Origin of the sequence: Phocaeicola fibrisolvens (assembly GCF_025567125.1) — a bacterium.
Lineage (GTDB): Bacteria > Bacteroidota > Bacteroidia > Bacteroidales > Bacteroidaceae > Phocaeicola > Phocaeicola fibrisolvens.
Map to the genome: position 1 here is coordinate 74,469 of NZ_JAOQJI010000010.1, position 16,043 is coordinate 90,511.

At 41.9% G+C, this 16,043-nt stretch carries 15 protein-coding genes; 10 read left to right on the forward strand and 5 right to left on the reverse strand.

The features are described from left to right. Positions 1–717: a NigD1/NigD2 family lipoprotein gene (locus OCV81_RS06370; protein ID WP_262640215.1), complete on the reverse strand. Its 717-nt coding sequence runs from the start codon at positions 715–717 to the stop codon at positions 1–3. Positions 718–865: 148 nt separating this feature from the next. Here OCV81_RS06370 and OCV81_RS06375 point away from each other — a divergent pair, with 148 nt between their 5' ends. The 7 genes from OCV81_RS06375 (at position 866) to glmM (ending at position 8,702) form a co-directional block, all read left to right on the forward strand. Beyond that, entirely contained in the window at positions 866–1,411 is a 546-nt protein-coding gene (locus OCV81_RS06375) for an RNA polymerase sigma factor (RefSeq protein ID WP_022353217.1), read from the forward strand. 45 nt (positions 1,412–1,456) lie between these two features. Next, a complete protein-coding gene (locus OCV81_RS06380) occupies positions 1,457–2,710 on the forward strand; it encodes an outer membrane beta-barrel protein (protein WP_262640216.1) in 1,254 nt (417 codons plus the stop codon). Positions 2,711–2,782: 72 nt separating this feature from the next. Further along, entirely contained in the window at positions 2,783–3,442 is a 660-nt protein-coding gene (gene rpe / locus OCV81_RS06385) for a ribulose-phosphate 3-epimerase (RefSeq protein ID WP_148329342.1), read from the forward strand. Positions 3,443–3,499: 57 nt separating this feature from the next. Continuing rightward, on the forward strand, positions 3,500–5,419 hold the full coding sequence (locus tag OCV81_RS06390; RefSeq protein WP_148329343.1) for a ComEC/Rec2 family competence protein: 1,920 nt from the start codon (positions 3,500–3,502) through the stop codon (positions 5,417–5,419). 61 nt (positions 5,420–5,480) lie between these two features. Then, the gene (locus tag OCV81_RS06395) at positions 5,481–6,518 is read left to right on the forward strand and encodes a DHH family phosphoesterase (RefSeq protein WP_022353213.1); all 1,038 of its coding nucleotides are present in this window, start codon (positions 5,481–5,483) and stop codon (positions 6,516–6,518) included. Positions 6,519–6,622: 104 nt separating this feature from the next. Continuing rightward, on the forward strand, positions 6,623–7,291 hold the full coding sequence (locus OCV81_RS06400; protein WP_148329344.1) for a DUF4827 domain-containing protein: 669 nt from the start codon (positions 6,623–6,625) through the stop codon (positions 7,289–7,291). A gap of 22 nt (positions 7,292–7,313) precedes the next feature. Next, a complete protein-coding gene (gene glmM / locus OCV81_RS06405; RefSeq protein WP_022353211.1) occupies positions 7,314–8,702 on the forward strand; it encodes a phosphoglucosamine mutase in 1,389 nt (462 codons plus the stop codon). Positions 8,703–8,833: 131 nt separating this feature from the next. Here the strand turns inward: glmM and OCV81_RS06410 are convergent, their stop codons facing one another. Further along, entirely contained in the window at positions 8,834–8,983 is a 150-nt protein-coding gene (locus OCV81_RS06410) for a hypothetical protein (RefSeq protein WP_022353210.1), read from the reverse strand. A 75-nt stretch (positions 8,984–9,058) separates the two neighbouring features. Continuing rightward, positions 9,059–10,192, reverse strand: a complete 1,134-nt coding sequence (gene hemW, locus OCV81_RS06415; RefSeq protein ID WP_148329345.1) for a radical SAM family heme chaperone HemW — start codon at positions 10,190–10,192, stop codon at positions 9,059–9,061. 217 nt (positions 10,193–10,409) lie between these two features. Here hemW and OCV81_RS06420 point away from each other — a divergent pair, with 217 nt between their 5' ends. From OCV81_RS06420 to rprY, 3 genes are all read left to right on the forward strand, one after another. Then, positions 10,410–12,569, forward strand: a complete 2,160-nt coding sequence (locus OCV81_RS06420; RefSeq protein ID WP_148329346.1) for an elongation factor G — start codon at positions 10,410–10,412, stop codon at positions 12,567–12,569. Positions 12,570–12,834: 265 nt separating this feature from the next. Continuing rightward, positions 12,835–14,388, forward strand: coding sequence for a sensor histidine kinase (locus OCV81_RS06425; protein WP_148329347.1), 1,554 nt, complete (start codon positions 12,835–12,837; stop codon positions 14,386–14,388). A gap of 3 nt (positions 14,389–14,391) precedes the next feature. Then, a complete protein-coding gene (rprY, locus tag OCV81_RS06430) occupies positions 14,392–15,090 on the forward strand; it encodes a response regulator transcription factor RprY (RefSeq protein WP_022353206.1) in 699 nt (232 codons plus the stop codon). Positions 15,091–15,176: 86 nt separating this feature from the next. Here rprY and OCV81_RS06435 read toward each other — a convergent pair whose 3' ends face one another. Further along, the gene (locus tag OCV81_RS06435) at positions 15,177–15,353 is read right to left on the reverse strand and encodes a hypothetical protein (protein WP_204432524.1); all 177 of its coding nucleotides are present in this window, start codon (positions 15,351–15,353) and stop codon (positions 15,177–15,179) included. Between the two features lie 191 nt (positions 15,354–15,544). Next, complete coding sequence (locus OCV81_RS06440) at positions 15,545–15,991, reverse strand: MarR family winged helix-turn-helix transcriptional regulator (RefSeq protein WP_148329348.1); 447 nt, start codon at positions 15,989–15,991, stop codon at positions 15,545–15,547. Positions 15,992–16,043: the final 52 nt, after the last annotated feature.

The window sequence follows — 16,043 nt, forward strand, 5'->3', positions numbered from 1 at the left end:
TTAAAAGGTGACGGTAGTGTATGCAGCACTTCCGTCATATTTTTTATAAAGGATACGGAAGCCCTTGAATTCCGGATTCTTATATTGGGGAATACTTGAAAGATTAAAGGATACAACGCCCCAGTAACTATTAATCTGTACATCTGTTTCCGGATTATGGCGAAGTTCTACGGGGAGTAACCCGTTTTCATCTAGTTGTGCATTATCTGAAACCAGCAGACTGATGCGATGGCTTATATTTTCATTGTAGCCTTTTATTTCATATTGTATGTTTAAGTGCTCCTGACTGACGGTGGTGGAAGTAATTGGAATAGGAGCAGTTCCAAAAGTATCGTTGACTGCAGTTTCTGCAGTTCCAGACTGTATGATGTTGGCGTCTTTCGTCAATACCTTATAAAGACTGATAACTTCCACTTCCTTCATCTCCAAACTATCGCTTTTCTGCTGACTGTCAAGAAACAAAACTTCCAGTAAGACTCTTTGCCCGAGTGCATTTGCATTGTTCTTTATGAAAATATCCGTGTTCATGGGTAATAAAGGACCATAACTGTCCGAATGGACGGTCAATCGTGCTGTATTGACTACTGTACCTAATGTGGAGAAGCTTCCAATTCCTGATGATTGCAAGAGTTCATCATCGTGGCTTGTACAGGAAGTTCCTATTTCGCACAATAAAACTAACAAGAAGAGAAGTAATGTATTTTTATTCCATTTCATGTCTGAATGATTCTTTACCTGATAAATGCAATGAAAGGTGAATACTGCATCTTTTTTAGTTAAAAACATTTTAACGAAGAATTTCGAAATAAAGGTGCAGTATTTTTGTACTCCTATCATTTACTAATCAAAGCACGATAAGCTGAATATGACAGAAGAAGAATTGGCATCGAAATGCAAGCTGGCAGATAATCAGGCTCGCAAAGAGTTGTACGAGCTGTATGGCGGTTCGCTGATGGCTATTTGTCTTCGTTATATAGGAGACCGTGAGGCAGCGGAAGACGTGTTGCATGATGGCTTTATCCGTATCTTTCAGTCTATAGCTCAGTTTACTTATCAAGGAAAGGGCTCATTGAAGGCTTGGCTTTCGCGTGTGATGGTAAATGAGGCGTTGGGTTATTTGAGAAAACGCAACCAGTTATCGCAGCAAGAAGTTTTGATGGAACAGCTACCCGATACGGAGGAAACGGACGAGGGAATAGGAGATATACCTCAGAAAGTACTGATGAAAATGATTGCGGAACTGCCTGACGGATATCGCACGGTATTCAACTTATATGTGTTTGAGGATAAGAGTCACAAGGAAATTGCACAATTACTGGGAATTACGGAGCATACTTCTTCTTCCCAATTTTACCGTGCAAAGACTTTGTTGGCGAAAAAAATAAATGAATATAGAAAGAGCATATTGTAGGCAATGAAGAATGAGGAAAAATGGATAAATAATTTGCGTAGTCAAATGGAAGATTATTCTGAACCTCTTCCCGACGGGCTTTGGGATAAACTGGAGACGGAGTTGGAGGAACAGAATAAGCCGAAAGTGATTCCTTTATGGAGACGCTGGCAGGCAGCAGCTGCTGTGCTGATTTTGTTGGTGTCTTCACTTACATATTGGTTTTGGTCGTCTCCGGAAGCCGACTTCCAGAATCAGCAATTGGCGGTGGAGGTAAAAGATACCCCTTTGCCTGAGAATCGTCCGATTCAGGACCAGGTAACAGCCGAGGTTGCTATGCCGGGAAAGTCAGAACCGGAAATGAAGCTTACTGCAAGTACTGATGTCGTTTTGGAACAGGCCGTACGGAAGGTGTCGGTCGAAGAAGAGAAAACGGATGAGGTGATTGTGGAAGAACCGGAAAAGGAAGAATCGAAAACGATAAAAAATGAAACGCTGACAGAAACAGCGGATACGCAGGTTCAGCAAAAGAAGAGATTACGTGCGAGTCGGGAGGCAGACCGGGAACGCATGAAGCAGAATGCGGAAGAAGCAAAGAGCAAATCAACGCGGTCTTCCGGATTTTCACTGGGAGTTGGAGCTGGAAATACACCTTACGGTTCTTTGAGTACTTTCGATGGAATGGGGAGTTTTGTGGCACGGTCGGCTTATTATGTTTCTTCAGACTTGAATATGGCTCCGGTAAATAACGGAGGACTGGCATACAGTCAAATTTTATTGGAGAATGCAGCACAGAGTCCACAGACAAGTGTCAAGCATCACATGCCGGTAACAATAGGTTTCTCATTGGACTGGAATCTGGATAAGAACTGGACATTGGAAACAGGATTGAATTATACATTACTCTCTTCTGATATCCGTTCGGGTTCCAAGTCATACGTGGAAGAAACGCAGAAATTGCATTATGTGGGAATTCCATTGAAGATACGTCGTTCTATCTGGCAGAACAGGTGGTTCTCGGTATATGCTTCTGTGGGAGGGGCTGTAGAGAAATGTGTGTCTGGAAGGTTGGAATCGGTTACCGTAACCAATGGGGGAAACCGTACGTCGGAACGTACATCGCTGGAGGTGGATCCTTTGCAGTGGTCTGTGGCAGCTGCTGCAGGAGCACAGGTCAATTTTACTTCCCGATTGGGGTTGTATTTGGAACCTGGAGTAGCTTATTACTTTGATGACCATAGTGGCGTAGAAACCATTCGGAAGGAACATCCTTTCAATTTCAATCTGCAGTTAGGGCTTCGTTTCCATGTGATAAAATAAATTTTTCTGCCGATAGGTGCCCATAAGAAAATATGCTTATCTTTGTTGTGATAAGTATTTATGAACATTATTATGGCGAAAGAGATTAAGATAGCTCCATCTTTGCTTTCTGCGAATTTTGCAGATTTGAGAAGTGACCTGGAAAAAATCAATCGAAGCGAAGCTGATTGGCTGCACTTGGATATTATGGATGGTGTATTTGTTCCCAATATATCATTTGGCTTCCCGGTATTGAAATATGTGGCAGAGTTGAGTGAGAAACCACTGGATGTACATCTGATGATTGTGCAGCCGGAAAAGTTCATTCCAGAAGTGAAAGCATTGGGAGCAATGATGATGAATGTGCATTATGAGGCATGTACGCATTTACACCGGGTTGTCCAGCAGATTAAGGAGAGTGGAATGAAAGCGGGGGTGACCTTAAATCCTTCTACTCCGGTGGCCATGCTGGAAGATATTATCACGGAGGTGGATATGGTGTTGTTGATGAGCGTGAATCCAGGGTTTGGAGGACAGAAGTTCATTCCCAATACGTTGAAAAAGGTGAGACAATTGCGTGAACTGATAGCTCGTACGGGTTCTTCAGCATGTATTGAAGTGGACGGAGGAGTGAACATGCAGACGGCACCGTTGTTGGCAGAGGCAGGAGTGGATGTGCTGGTGGCGGGTAATGCTGTGTTTAAAGCTTCGGATATGTTGCAGATGATTCATCAACTGAAATATGTGAAATAGGTGCAAGAAACCACATCCCTTTGGAGGACTTATCCATTGTTCCGGTTGACTGTTTGTATGGCAGCCGGAATTTTTTTATTCGATATATATTTGTCGAAAGGGGAGGAATGGCCTGTGGCGGGGGTGTTTTTTGTGTTTCTCTTTTTATGCGCATGTCTCGCTTTTTATCTCCGCGCTTGGAAACAACGTTGGGTTTTCGGCTTTTTAGCAGGCAGTGCTTTTTTTCTATGGGGTGGCCTGCGGGTGTGGCAGGAACGTACATTTGTGACTTACCAATGGGGAGAAAATCCGAAAGTATATCGGGGTATTGTACAGACAGTTCCGGAAAAACGTGGGAAAACTTTTCGTGCAGAAGTCTATGTGACAGATGAATATGTCGGAAACGGAAAACTGAAACAAGTGGGTCGGACCATTTTGCTTTCTTGGATGCCTGATTCTTTGCAAAAGTCGTTATCTTGTGGAGATAATCTTTGTTTTTATGCTCGGGTGACTCGTCCTTTTTCAGAAAAGAAACTGACCGGATTTGACTATGCGGATTATTTATTGCGGAAGGGTATCAGTGGAACGGCATTGGCCTATGCTGGACATTGGCATCGTTTGAACAAGAAATCGTCGCTGGATTTGCTTCAGCAGGCCAGGTTGTGCCAGCAGAAGGTGGTGGAGATTTACCGGAACTGGCCCTTGGACGAAGAGGTACGGTCGGTGGTTTCTGCATTGACCATAGGTGATAAAAGTGAATTGACTGCTGAACTGAAAGAGGTCTACAGTGCGGCAGGAGCCAGCCATGTACTGGCTTTATCAGGATTGCATATAGGGATTCTTTCCGGTCTACTTTGTGTTTTTCTTTATCCGCTTACTTATCTACGGCATGGGCGCAGATTATTGTCTGTATGTGTCATTCTTTTGTTATGGGGATTTGCTTATGTGTCCGGACTGAGTGCATCGGTCGTTCGTGCCGTGGTGATGTGTAGTTTGTATGTACTGGGTTCCTTTTTTTCAGAAGAACGTTTTGCAGGAATTCATTCATTGGTGCTGTCGGCTTTCCTGATGTTGGCCTATAATCCTTTTTACCTTTTTGATGTCAGCTTTCAGTTGTCGTTTGCCGCAGTAAGTTCTATTCTGGCATTTTATCCGTTGTGTGTCCGGCTTCTTACTGTGAAGAATCGTCTGCTTCGTTATCTTTGGACGTTGTTGTGTGTATCTTTTTCGGCCCAACTGGGAACTTTTCCTTTTGTATTGGTTTATTTCGGTTCGTTTCCGACGTATTTTTTGTTGGCTAATTTGGTCGTTTCTCCATTGGCCGTGTGTATCTTTTCACTTGCATTGGCAGCCTTGTTTTTTTCTTCTGTTCCTCTTTTGGGAAGTGGCCTGGTGCAATTGCTGAACACAGTTACTTCTGGATTGAATCAATGTATGTGGATCGTACAACAAATGTATGGTTCACAGATTACATCCATTTATTTGTCTGCATTCCAGGCTTTCTTGCTGATAGGGGTGTTGGTTTGTGTTTATCGATGCTGGCGTGTTGGAGCCGGAAGAAAGGCATACGATTGGTACCGGTTGTTGCTGGTTTGTCAGTTCTTTGTATTAGCTTGTTGGGTAAGGCAGCTGCAACCTACACCGACCTGTTTGTCCTTTTTCCGTTCGGAGGTCTATACCAGTCAGGGGCAGGATGTGTCGACCCATACTTCTGATTCCGGCTTGATGCAAATTGGGAACATTCGTGTAGGACTTTTGGATGATGACAGGTGGAGTACCTGTAGGGCCTCTTGGCGTTTGCCTTTGGACTATGCGTATATTTGTCGTGGTTTTAAGGGAAACCTTACTCGATTGAATGAACTTTTCGAAATTCATCAGGTTATTTTGGATGCGTCCCTGAGTAGCGGTTATCGGGAAAGACTGATAAAAGAATGTCAATTACTTAAAATATCTTATACCGACCTTTCTGTTTGTGGTTCTTACTCTGTTGTTCTGTAGTATGTAAAAATAAATTTGTACTTTTGCTCCTTTCAAAAAGTGTAAGTTTAAGAAAAAGAATATGTTGTCAAAAGTGATTCTTCAGGCCCACATCGATAAGGTTGAGACTTATTTCGACCGGGCTGATAAAATAGTGATTGTGACTCACGTTTCTCCCGACGGAGATGCGTTGGGTTCATCGCTTGGATTATACCATTTTCTGTCGGTACAGGGTAAGACGGTAAACGTCATTGTACCGAATGCCTTCCCTGATTTTCTGCGTTGGATGCCAGGTGCAAAAGATATTATCCGTTATGATAAGTATGCGGAGTTTGCTGATAAACTGATTACGGAAGCGGAGGTGATTTGTTGCTTGGATTTTAATGCTTTGTCGCGCATTGACCAGATGGCTGATGTGGTAAGAAATGCTCCTGGACGTAAAGTGATGATAGATCATCATCTGAATCCGGAACCTTTCTGCCGGGTGACAATCTCACATCCGGAAATATCGTCTACTTCTGAACTTATTTTTCGCTTGATTTGTCGGCTAGGTTGCTTTGATGATATTACGTTGGAAGGAGCGGAATGTATTTATACCGGTATGATGACCGATACCGGTGGATTCACCTATAATTCCAATAATCGGGAGATTTATTTCATTATCAGTGAATTACTTTCGAAAGGAATTGATAAAGACGAAATTTACCGCAAGGTATTCAATACCTATTCGGAAGGACGTCTGCGGTTGATGGGGTATGTGCTCTATGAGAAAATGCAGGTATATCCGCAGTTTCGTTCGGCATTGATTTGTTTGTCTAAAAATGAGCAAAGTAAATTTCAGTATGTGAAAGGGGATACGGAAGGTTTTGTCAATATGCCTCTTCAGATGAAAGGGATTTGTTTTTCTGTATTCTTGCGTGAGGATACGGATAAAAACATGATTAAAGTATCCCTCCGTTCTGTAGGAACATTTCCTTGCAACAAAGTGGCTGCCGAATTCTTTAACGGTGGCGGACATTTGAATGCTTCAGGAGGGGAATTCTATGGCACAATGGATGAAGCCATAGATTTGTTTAAACAGGCATTGGTGAAATACGAAAACCTGTTATTGAAAAATTGATTTAAAATTTTATTCTTGAACAATATTAGACATAATTGGACAAAATAAGTGGGATGTTTTGGAGACATTTTACTACATTTGCCTATGTAAATGATGCATGTAACATGAAAAAGAACTATTTGTTGTGGGCTGTGACGGGCCTGATAATGTGGACGCTGCAAAGCTGTAACAATGGGAAAACTTACGCCGAAATGAAGGAAGATGAAGCTGATGCCATTAATAAGTTTATTGTAGAGAACGACATCAAGGTCATTTCTGAGGCGGAGTTTGCGGCGCAGGATTCTACGACGAAAGAAAATGAATATGTGCTGTTGGATGAAAGTGGAGTATATATGCATGTAGTCAATCGTGGTACTGGGAAGGAAGTGTTGGGAAACGGCACGTATGATATGGTAGCCCGTTTTGTAGAAATAGCTCTTCAGACGAGAAGTGACTTGGGGATGACCGCCGGAGATACTTTGTTGGCAAACATGCATGTAGCCAATCCTTCTTATACGATTAATGGGGAGGATTTTAAGTTGACTATCAGTGGTGATTCTTATTCTGCTTCATTCACTCGGAGTGATAGTTACAGTATGTACGGCATGTATGGTACAGTGGCTGTGCCATCAGGTTGGCTGATTCCGTTGCGCTATTTGAAACCGGGGCGTACGAATGATTCGGAGAAAATAGCGCGTGTGAAACTGATTGTACCACATAGTGAGGGAACTTCTTCTGCCACACAGTCCGTATATCCGTGTTTTTATGAACTAACCTATAACATGACAAGATAACCTAAATAAAAACCTTTATTTTATGACACTTATTAAATCTATTTCCGGTATTCGTGGTACTATAGGCGGCCATGCCGGTGAAGGACTGAATCCTTTGGACATCGTGAAATTCACTTCTGCTTATGCTACGTTGATTCGGAAAACGACTACCATCAAAACCAATAAGATTGTAGTAGGCCGTGATGCACGTATCTCTGGTGAGATGGTGAAGAATGTAGTTTGCGGTACCTTGATGGGAATGGGATTCGATGTGGTGAACATCGGTCTGGCTTCTACTCCGACAACCGAACTTGCAGTGACAATGGAAGGGGCTTGCGGTGGAATTATTCTGACTGCCAGTCACAATCCGAGACAATGGAATGCGTTGAAACTGTTGAATGAACATGGTGAATTCCTGAATGCAGCCGAAGGAAACGAAGTATTGCGCATTGCAGCTGCAGAAGAATTTGAATTTGCAGATGTAGACCACATCGGTAAATATCGGGAAGACAATACATACAACCAGAAACACATTGACAGTGTGCTGGCATTGAAGCTGGTGGACGTAGAAGCTATCCGTAAGGCTAATTTCCGTGTGGCTATCGATTGTGTGAACTCAGTTGGAGGTATCGTACTTCCTCAGTTGTTGGAACAGTTGGGCGTGCAGCATGTGGAAAAACTGTATTGCGAACCTACGGGTGATTTCCAGCACAATCCGGAACCGTTGGAAAAGAATCTGGGCGACATCATGGGATTGATGAAGAAAGGTACTTGTGACGTGGCTTTCGTAGTAGACCCGGATGTGGATCGCTTGGCTATTATCTGTGAGAATGGAGCGATGTATGGAGAAGAGTATACGTTGGTCACTGTAGCGGATTATGTGTTGAAACACACTCCGGGCAATACGGTATCTAACTTGAGTTCTACCCGTGCGTTGCGTGATGTGACTCGCAAATATGGCATGGAATACAATGCTTCTGCGGTAGGTGAAGTGAATGTGGTTGCCAAGATGAAAGCAACACATGCCGTGATTGGTGGAGAAGGAAACGGTGGAGTAATCTATCCGGAATCTCATTACGGACGGGATGCTTTGGTAGGTATCGCTTTGTTCCTGAGCCATCTGGCACACGAAGGAAAGAAGGTAAGTGAGTTGCGTGCTACTTATCCGAACTATTTCATTGCCAAGAACCGTATTGACTTGACTCCGGAAACAGATGTAGACGCCATTCTGGCGAAGGTGAAGGAATTGTACAAGAATGAAGAAATCAATGATATCGACGGAGTGAAGATTGATTTCCCGGACAAGTGGGTACACCTCCGCAAGAGTAATACAGAACCGATTATCCGTGTGTATTCAGAAGCTTCTACCATGGAAGCGGCAGAGGAATTGGGTAAGCAGATTATGGATATCGTGTATAGCTTGGCCAAATAAGTAGCTTTATACGTCTATATAAGTAATAAGAGTAATAAGAGGAATCCCGGAATGAGGTGGAAATGGTACTTCTGCCTTATTCTGGGATTTTTTTGTGACTTTGAATGAATAAGAAGTTGTTTGGTGTGATTTTATTCTTTTTCCAGCGTGATTTGAGGGATGGGTTGGGAGTGTGATTTTTCATTGTTTTCCGTCGGACGGGAATCTGACTCGTTTTCCTGAGGAAAGTCCGGAAGGAACAACGCGTAAAAGAAAGGAAGAATTACTTTTTGAGTTTCCATGACATTTGTTTTTAGGGGTTTGTTATGAAAACGCAGAAATGTAGTAAATCCCCTACGTAGAAATTGTTAAAAAATCTAATCTACCACCCAAAGCAGGTCGCTCATAATCCCGTCGGAGATAAATATCCCCTTTTCGGTCAGCTTCAGAATATGATGATCCCAGGTCAGCAGACCTTGTTTCAGATAAGACGAGGCCATACGCATGCAGTAGTTGTATAAAGTTTCTCCAAATGTGTTTTTCAATAGGTCAGTAGGAATTCCGTAAACTGTACGCAGGCGCGTGATGACAAAGTCGTTGTAGCGGGTATAGAGATCGAGTTCTTCTTTCTCCTGACAGGGTGTTCCCTGTTGGATACCTTGTATATATTGGGAAAGGGAGGCCACATTCCATTGGCGGGAGATTCCATCGTATGAATGGGCGGAAGGACCACATCCTAAGTATTTTTTGCCCGTCCAGTAACTTGAATTGTGGCGTGAATAATATCCGGGTTGGCAGAAGTTGGATATTTCATAATGTTCGTATCCATGGGCTTTTAAGGTATGGATCAGTTCCTTGAATAAGGATACGCTCAAGTCCTCATCAGTTTCTTCCACTTTGTGCGCCTCTTTCAGTTTCCACAAAGGGGTGCCTTCCTCATAAATCAGGTGATAGGCGGAAATATGTTCCGGGTACATATCAATGGCTGTTTGCAGGTCTTTCTGCCAGTCCTCCAGTGTTTCACCGGGTAGTCCGTACATCAAGTCGATGCTGATGTTCTGAAATCCAGCTTCCCGGCAACGCTGGTATGCTTGTCGGGCTTGGGCGGCTGTATGCCGGCGATGCAACAGGCGGAGGGTGTCTTCCTTGAAAGTCTGTATGCCCATGCTCAGTCGGTTGAAAGGAAGGCTGCGGAGCATGTTCACGTATGCTGGTGTCAAATCGTCCGGATTAGCTTCGAGTGTGATTTCGGCTTCAGGGTTTACAGGATATACCTTATATATATAGTCGAACAATTGGGCAAAATCTTTTTCTTCCAGCTGAGAAGGGGTACCTCCTCCCAAATAGATGGTATCTATGGTTTCTCCACTTAGGTAGTCTTTTCGGAGTTTCAGCTCTTTGACAAGGGTTTGGATATAAGCCTCTTTCTTTTCATTTTCAGTAGTGGAAAAGAAGTCACAGTAGATGCAACGTCGTTTGCAGAAGGGGATATGAAGGTAGATTCCAGCCATAAACAATTAACTGTAAGAATTGGTTTTGCGGGTGTAAATATACGGATAATTTAGGGAGGACGGAAAGAATTTTGGATTACTATGTCTGAAAACATAGTTTAGTAACACGAAACTTTTTATTGTTTTTCTGAATTATAATCTCTAATTTGCGCTTCGTTAAAAAATAAGAGATATGAAAAGCATATCCTTTCGTTACTAAACTAAATCTTGAAATACCATGAAAGTATATCAGACAAACGAAATCAAGAACATTGCCCTTCTCGGTAATGACGGCTCAGGTAAAACCACTCTCACAGAAGCCTTGCTCTATGAGAGTGGTATTATAAAACGTCGCGGAAGAATTACTGCCAAAAATACGGTGAGTGATTATTTCCCGGTGGAGCAGGAATATGGATATTCAGTATTTTCTACTGTATATCATGTGGAATGGAACGGGAAGAAACTCAATATTATAGACTGCCCGGGAAGTGATGACTTCGTAGGGGCTGCTATTACCGCGTTGAATGTGACTGATACTGCCATCTTGTTGCTGAACGGGCAATATGGTCCGGAAGTGGGTACGCAGAATCACTTCCGTTATACTGAAAAACTGGGTAAACCGGTGATTTTCCTGGTGAACCAGCTGGATAGTGAAAAATGTGATTTCGACCATGTGCTTGAACAGTTGAAAGAGAATTATGGCTCTAAGGTTGTTCCGGTTCAGTATCCGTTGGCTACAGGACCCGACTTCAATTCGTTGATTGATGTACTTTTAATGAAGAAATATTCTTGGGGACCCGACGGTGGAGCCCCTACTATCGAAGATATTCCGGCGGAAGAGATGGAAAAGGCACAGGAATGGCATAAGACTTTGGTAGAAGCCGCTGCGGAACATGATGAGAGCCTAATGGAGAAATTCTTTGAGGCTGAATCGCTGACAGAAGACGAAATGCGTGAAGGTATCCGTAAGGGCTTGGCAGCCAGAGGGATGTTTCCTGTATTCTGCGTGTGTGCGGGAAAAGACATGGGCGTTCGCCGTTTGATGGAATTTTTGGGAAATGTGGTTCCGTTTGTAGATGAAATGCCGGTGGTGCATAACACACGCGGTGTACCTGTTCCTCCTGATCCGAATGGTCCGACTTCACTTTATTTCCTTAAGACGGCCGTAGAACCTCATATCGGTGATGTACAGTATTTTAAGGTGATGAGTGGAGTGGTTCACGAAGGAGACGACTTGAGTAATGCGGATAGAGGTTCCAAAGAACGTATGGCCCAATTGTATGTGTGTGCAGGAGCAAACCGTGAAAAGGTGGATGAACTTCGTGCGGGAGATATCGGTTGTACGGTGAAACTGAAAGACGTAAAGACTGGAAATACGTTGAACGGAAAGGATTGTGAAAACCGTTTCAACTTTATCAAGTATCCGAATCCGAAATATACAAGAGCTATCAAACCGGTTAATGAGGCGGATACGGAAAAGATGATGGCGGTATTGAATCGTATGCGTGAGGAAGATCCGACATGGGTTGTAGAGCAATCCAAAGAACTGCGTCAGATTCTGGTACACGGACAAGGTGAGTTCCATTTGCGCACGTTGAAATGGCGTCTGGAAAACAATGAGAAATTGCCTATCCAGTTTTATGAACCGAAGATTCCTTATCGTGAAACCATCACGAAGGCTGCGCGTGCCGACTATCGTCATAAAAAGCAGTCGGGTGGTGCCGGTCAGTTTGGTGAGGTACACTTGATTGTAGAGCCATATTATGAAGGTATGCCAGCTCCGGAAACCTACAAGTTCAACGGACAGGAATATAAGATGAATGTGAAAGGTACGGAAGTAATCGACCTGGAATGGGGTGGAAAACTGGTATTTGTGAACAGTGTGGTAGGTGGAGCCATCGATGCACGTTTCATGCCGGCCATCCTGAAAGGTATCATGAGCCGTATGGAGCAAGGTCCGTTGACCGGTTCTTATGCACGTGATGTGCGTGTTATCGTATATGATGGAAAGATGCATCCAGTAGACTCCAATGAAATCTCCTTTATGTTGGCTGGACGTCATGCATTCAGTGAAGCCTTCAAGAATGCCGGGCCGAAGATTCTGGAACCGATTTATGATGTGGAAGTATTTGTGCCAAGTGATAAATTGGGCGATGTAATGAGTGACATGCAAGGGCGTCGTGGAATGATTATGGGTATGACCAGTGAAAAAGGATATGAAAAGTTGTGCGCAAAAGTGCCTTTGAAAGAAATGTCCAATTATTCTACTTCATTGAGTTCGTTGACAGGAGGTCGTGCTTCATTTATTATGAAGTTTGCCAGCTATGAACTGGTTCCGACTGATGTCCAGAACAAGCTGATGAAGGAGTTTGAAGAGCAGGAAAAGGACGAAGCATAACATTAGTTGTGATTTTTATAGGTAAAAAGGCCGTGTTTCTTAAAAAGACACGGCTTTTTTGTTTAACTTAGCTTAAACAAAACGGACTGTTTATTTGTTGTTAATCCAATTTTTTATTATTTTTGCGATATGTGCAAGCTGAAAAGACAGATTGGTGAAGAATTTCGCAGGTAAAATCTGATTTTCGGTTAATATACGACAAACTCCCAATTAAAACTTGTTAAGCTACTAGGGTTGTATTTGTCAGGTTGTTAAATTTGCCCGTATGAAAAAGTCTACTATTTGGATATTAGGAGTTGTAATGGGATTATCTTTTCTAAGCTTGCTCTATTTGCAGGTGAGCTATATTGAAGAGATGGTCAAGATGCGTCGCAGCCAGTTTGAAGAGAACGTGAATCGTAGTCTGGGTAAGGTTGTGCATAATTTGGAACTGGTGGAAACGAAAAGATATCTGGAAAAGGATGTAGCGGCCCAAGAACGTGCGGCACTTTTATCGAGAAAGTACCAGGCGGCGAGTGACAATAGTGGAGAGAATGTGGTAGAGCATCATCAGTATACGATTACTGCTCCCGATGGATCCACTTATTCTACTTTTGAACTGAAAACGATCATGAACAGACCGGCTAATGTGCCGAAAGTGGTTATCTCCACGGGAAAGACTATACCTCAGACTTCGCGGGCTTTACAGGAGATTCTTAAAGAACGTTATGTTTATCAGCGTGCTTTATTGGATGAAGTTGTATATAATATTCTTTATACGGCGAGTGATAAACCGTTGAAAGAAAGGGTTAATTTTAAGCAGTTGGATCATTTCTTGAAAACGGAGTTGTTTAACAATGGAATCGATATACCTTATCATTTTTCTGTGACTGACCGAGATGGGAAAACAGTGTATCGGTGTCCGGACTATGTACATGATGATGAAAAGATTTATTCTCGGTTGATTTTTGAAAAAGACCCTCCAGCCAAAATGGGATTTGTAAATATTTCCTTCCCTACGCTGGATGATTATATCTTCAGTTCTGTAAAGTTTATGATTCCGTCGATTATTTTTACAGTTGTACTATTGATTACATTCATCTTTACAATTTATATTATTTTCCGTCAGAAACGATTGACTGAAATTAAGAATGATTTTATCAATAATATGACGCATGAGTTTAAGACTCCGATTTCGACCATTTCGTTGGCGGCTCAAATGCTGAATGATCCTGCAGTAGCCAAATCACCTGTCATGTTCAAGCATATATCTGGCGTCATCAACGATGAAACGAAGCGCCTGAGATTCCAGGTGGAAAAGGTGTTGCAGATGTCTATGTTTGAGAGACAAAGTGTGACGTTAAAGAAAAAGGAAATAGATGCCCATGAACTTATCAATGGAGTGGTCAATACTTTCCGTTTGAAAGTTGAAAAAGATAATGGAACGCTTGAGGCGGAACTGATGGCGGAAGATCCTGTGATTTTTGTAGATGAAATGCATTTTACAAATGTGATTTTCAATTTATTGGATAATGCTGTGAAATACAAGAACCCAGAGAGAGATATTGCCCTGAAAATTCGTACATGGAATGAGGGCTGCAAGTTGTGTATCTCTGTGGAGGATAATGGAATTGGCATCAAAAAGGAAAATCTGAAGAAGATATTTGATAAGTTCTACCGTGTTCATACGGGAAATTTGCATGATGTGAAAGGCTTTGGTCTTGGACTGGCTTACGTGAAAAAGATAATTACAGATCATAAAGGTTCTATTCGGGCCGAAAGTGAATTGAATGTAGGAACAAAGTTTATTATTACGATACCACTATTTAAAGAAGAATAAGATATGGACGACAAATTGCGTATTTTGCTGTGCGAAGATGATGAGAATCTTGGCATGCTTTTGAGAGAATATTTACAGGCGAAAGGTTATAATGCAGATCTTTTTCCGGATGGAGAAGCTGGATTTAAGGCTTTCTTGAAAAGTAAATACGATTTAGTTGTAACGGATGTAATGATGCCGAGAAAAGATGGATTTACCTTGGCTCAGGAAATTCGTCAGGCAAATGCAGAAGTTCCTATTATTTTCTTGACGGCAAAGACCTTGAAAGAAGATATTTTGGAAGGATTCAAGATTGGTGCAGACGATTATATTACGAAGCCTTTTAGTATGGAAGAACTGACTTTCCGTATTGAAGCGATTTTGCGCCGTGTTCGTGGAAAACGTAATCGTGAAAGTACCGTTTATAAAATTGGACGTTTTACATTCGATACGCAGAAGCAAATTTTGTCTATCGGTGATAAGCAGACCAAGTTGACTACGAAAGAATCAGAATTGTTGGGTTTGCTTTGTGCACATGCCAATGAAATTCTTCAGCGTGACTTTGCATTGAAAACCATTTGGATTGATGACAATTATTTCAATGCAAGAAGTATGGATGTATATATCACTAAGCTGCGTAAACATTTGAAAGAAGATGATTCGATTGAAATCATCAATATCCATGGAAAGGGATATAAATTGATTACTCCAGAAGGTGAATGAGATGTAGTTCTTGAAATGATGAGCAATAAAAAAGCCTGAATTGAAAAATTCAGGCTTTTTTATTGCTGTTTGTTGGCTGAGAAAATTCAGTCTGTAATTTTTTTGTTCAGGATGATGTAAGCAATTAGTCCTATCACAACAAGTACCAAGGAACCTCCTAATACAGCGTTGTTGTTCACATTACCTACTGCATAGCCTGCAATGAGAATTACAGCACCGATAATGACTAATATCACTCCTAAATTCTGTAATAAGCTTTTCATGTGTGTCTTCTTTTTATGGTTTATTTATTCATGGTTACAAATTAAAGCATAATTCTTCTATTCAGAAAATTATTTCGTGAAAAAAAACAGAAATTCAAGCATGTATATCATGGCTTTTATAAAAGCTTGACAAATGTAATGTTTTTTACACGGATGTGAGCTCTCTATATTTTTGTTGGAAGTTATTCTGGCTAGTCTTTTGTGTTGGTAAAGATTTTCCGTAATACTTCCTGACTGACTCTTAATTCCTCCAAGGTTAGGCCATGGAGCGCTTCTTTCAGTGTCTTGTTTGCAATGAATCTTGCTTTTTCTTCCAGTTTTTTTCCGTTTTCTGTTAAGTGGATTTTGTTGGTTCGGCGGTCTTTCTTATCCGGTACTCGTATTACCAGATGTTGTTTTTCCATATTGTCAATCAGGCGAGTCATGCTGGGCTTGTCCTTAAAGGTGGCATTGCATAATTCCTGCTGGGTTACTCCATCTTTTTCCCAAAGGTAAAGTAATACAGTCCATTGCTCTGGGGTAATTTCCATACCATTGAGCCTGAAGTTGCGGATTAATTTTCGATTGATGGCAGCCGACACTTTTCCATTTAGTATGGCAAATATCAGTTGGATGTCAAAATTAAACTGTTCTATCATGTAATTATTGTTTAAACAACCTTGCAAATATAGTATATTTCAGCTATATAAA

Excerpts from the sequence above, each read along its gene's own strand:
- OCV81_RS06370 (WP_262640215.1), bottom strand. The coding sequence starts at position 717 with ATGAAATGGAATAAAAATACATTACTTCTCTTCTTGTTAGTTTTATTG.
- OCV81_RS06375 (WP_022353217.1), top strand. The coding sequence starts at position 866 with ATGACAGAAGAAGAATTGGCATCGAAATGCAAGCTGGCAGATAATCAG.
- OCV81_RS06380 (WP_262640216.1), top strand. The coding sequence starts at position 1,457 with ATGGAAGATTATTCTGAACCTCTTCCCGACGGGCTTTGGGATAAACTG.
- rpe (WP_148329342.1), top strand. The coding sequence starts at position 2,783 with ATGGCGAAAGAGATTAAGATAGCTCCATCTTTGCTTTCTGCGAATTTT.
- OCV81_RS06390 (WP_148329343.1), top strand. The coding sequence starts at position 3,500 with ATGGCAGCCGGAATTTTTTTATTCGATATATATTTGTCGAAAGGGGAG.
- OCV81_RS06395 (WP_022353213.1), top strand. The coding sequence starts at position 5,481 with ATGTTGTCAAAAGTGATTCTTCAGGCCCACATCGATAAGGTTGAGACT.
- OCV81_RS06400 (WP_148329344.1), top strand. The coding sequence starts at position 6,623 with ATGAAAAAGAACTATTTGTTGTGGGCTGTGACGGGCCTGATAATGTGG.
- glmM (WP_022353211.1), top strand. The coding sequence starts at position 7,314 with ATGACACTTATTAAATCTATTTCCGGTATTCGTGGTACTATAGGCGGC.
- OCV81_RS06410 (WP_022353210.1), bottom strand. The coding sequence starts at position 8,983 with ATGGAAACTCAAAAAGTAATTCTTCCTTTCTTTTACGCGTTGTTCCTT.
- hemW (WP_148329345.1), bottom strand. The coding sequence starts at position 10,192 with ATGGCTGGAATCTACCTTCATATCCCCTTCTGCAAACGACGTTGCATC.
- OCV81_RS06420 (WP_148329346.1), top strand. The coding sequence starts at position 10,410 with ATGAAAGTATATCAGACAAACGAAATCAAGAACATTGCCCTTCTCGGT.
- OCV81_RS06425 (WP_148329347.1), top strand. The coding sequence starts at position 12,835 with ATGAAAAAGTCTACTATTTGGATATTAGGAGTTGTAATGGGATTATCT.
- rprY (WP_022353206.1), top strand. The coding sequence starts at position 14,392 with ATGGACGACAAATTGCGTATTTTGCTGTGCGAAGATGATGAGAATCTT.
- OCV81_RS06435 (WP_204432524.1), bottom strand. The coding sequence starts at position 15,353 with ATGAAAAGCTTATTACAGAATTTAGGAGTGATATTAGTCATTATCGGT.
- OCV81_RS06440 (WP_148329348.1), bottom strand. The coding sequence starts at position 15,991 with ATGATAGAACAGTTTAATTTTGACATCCAACTGATATTTGCCATACTA.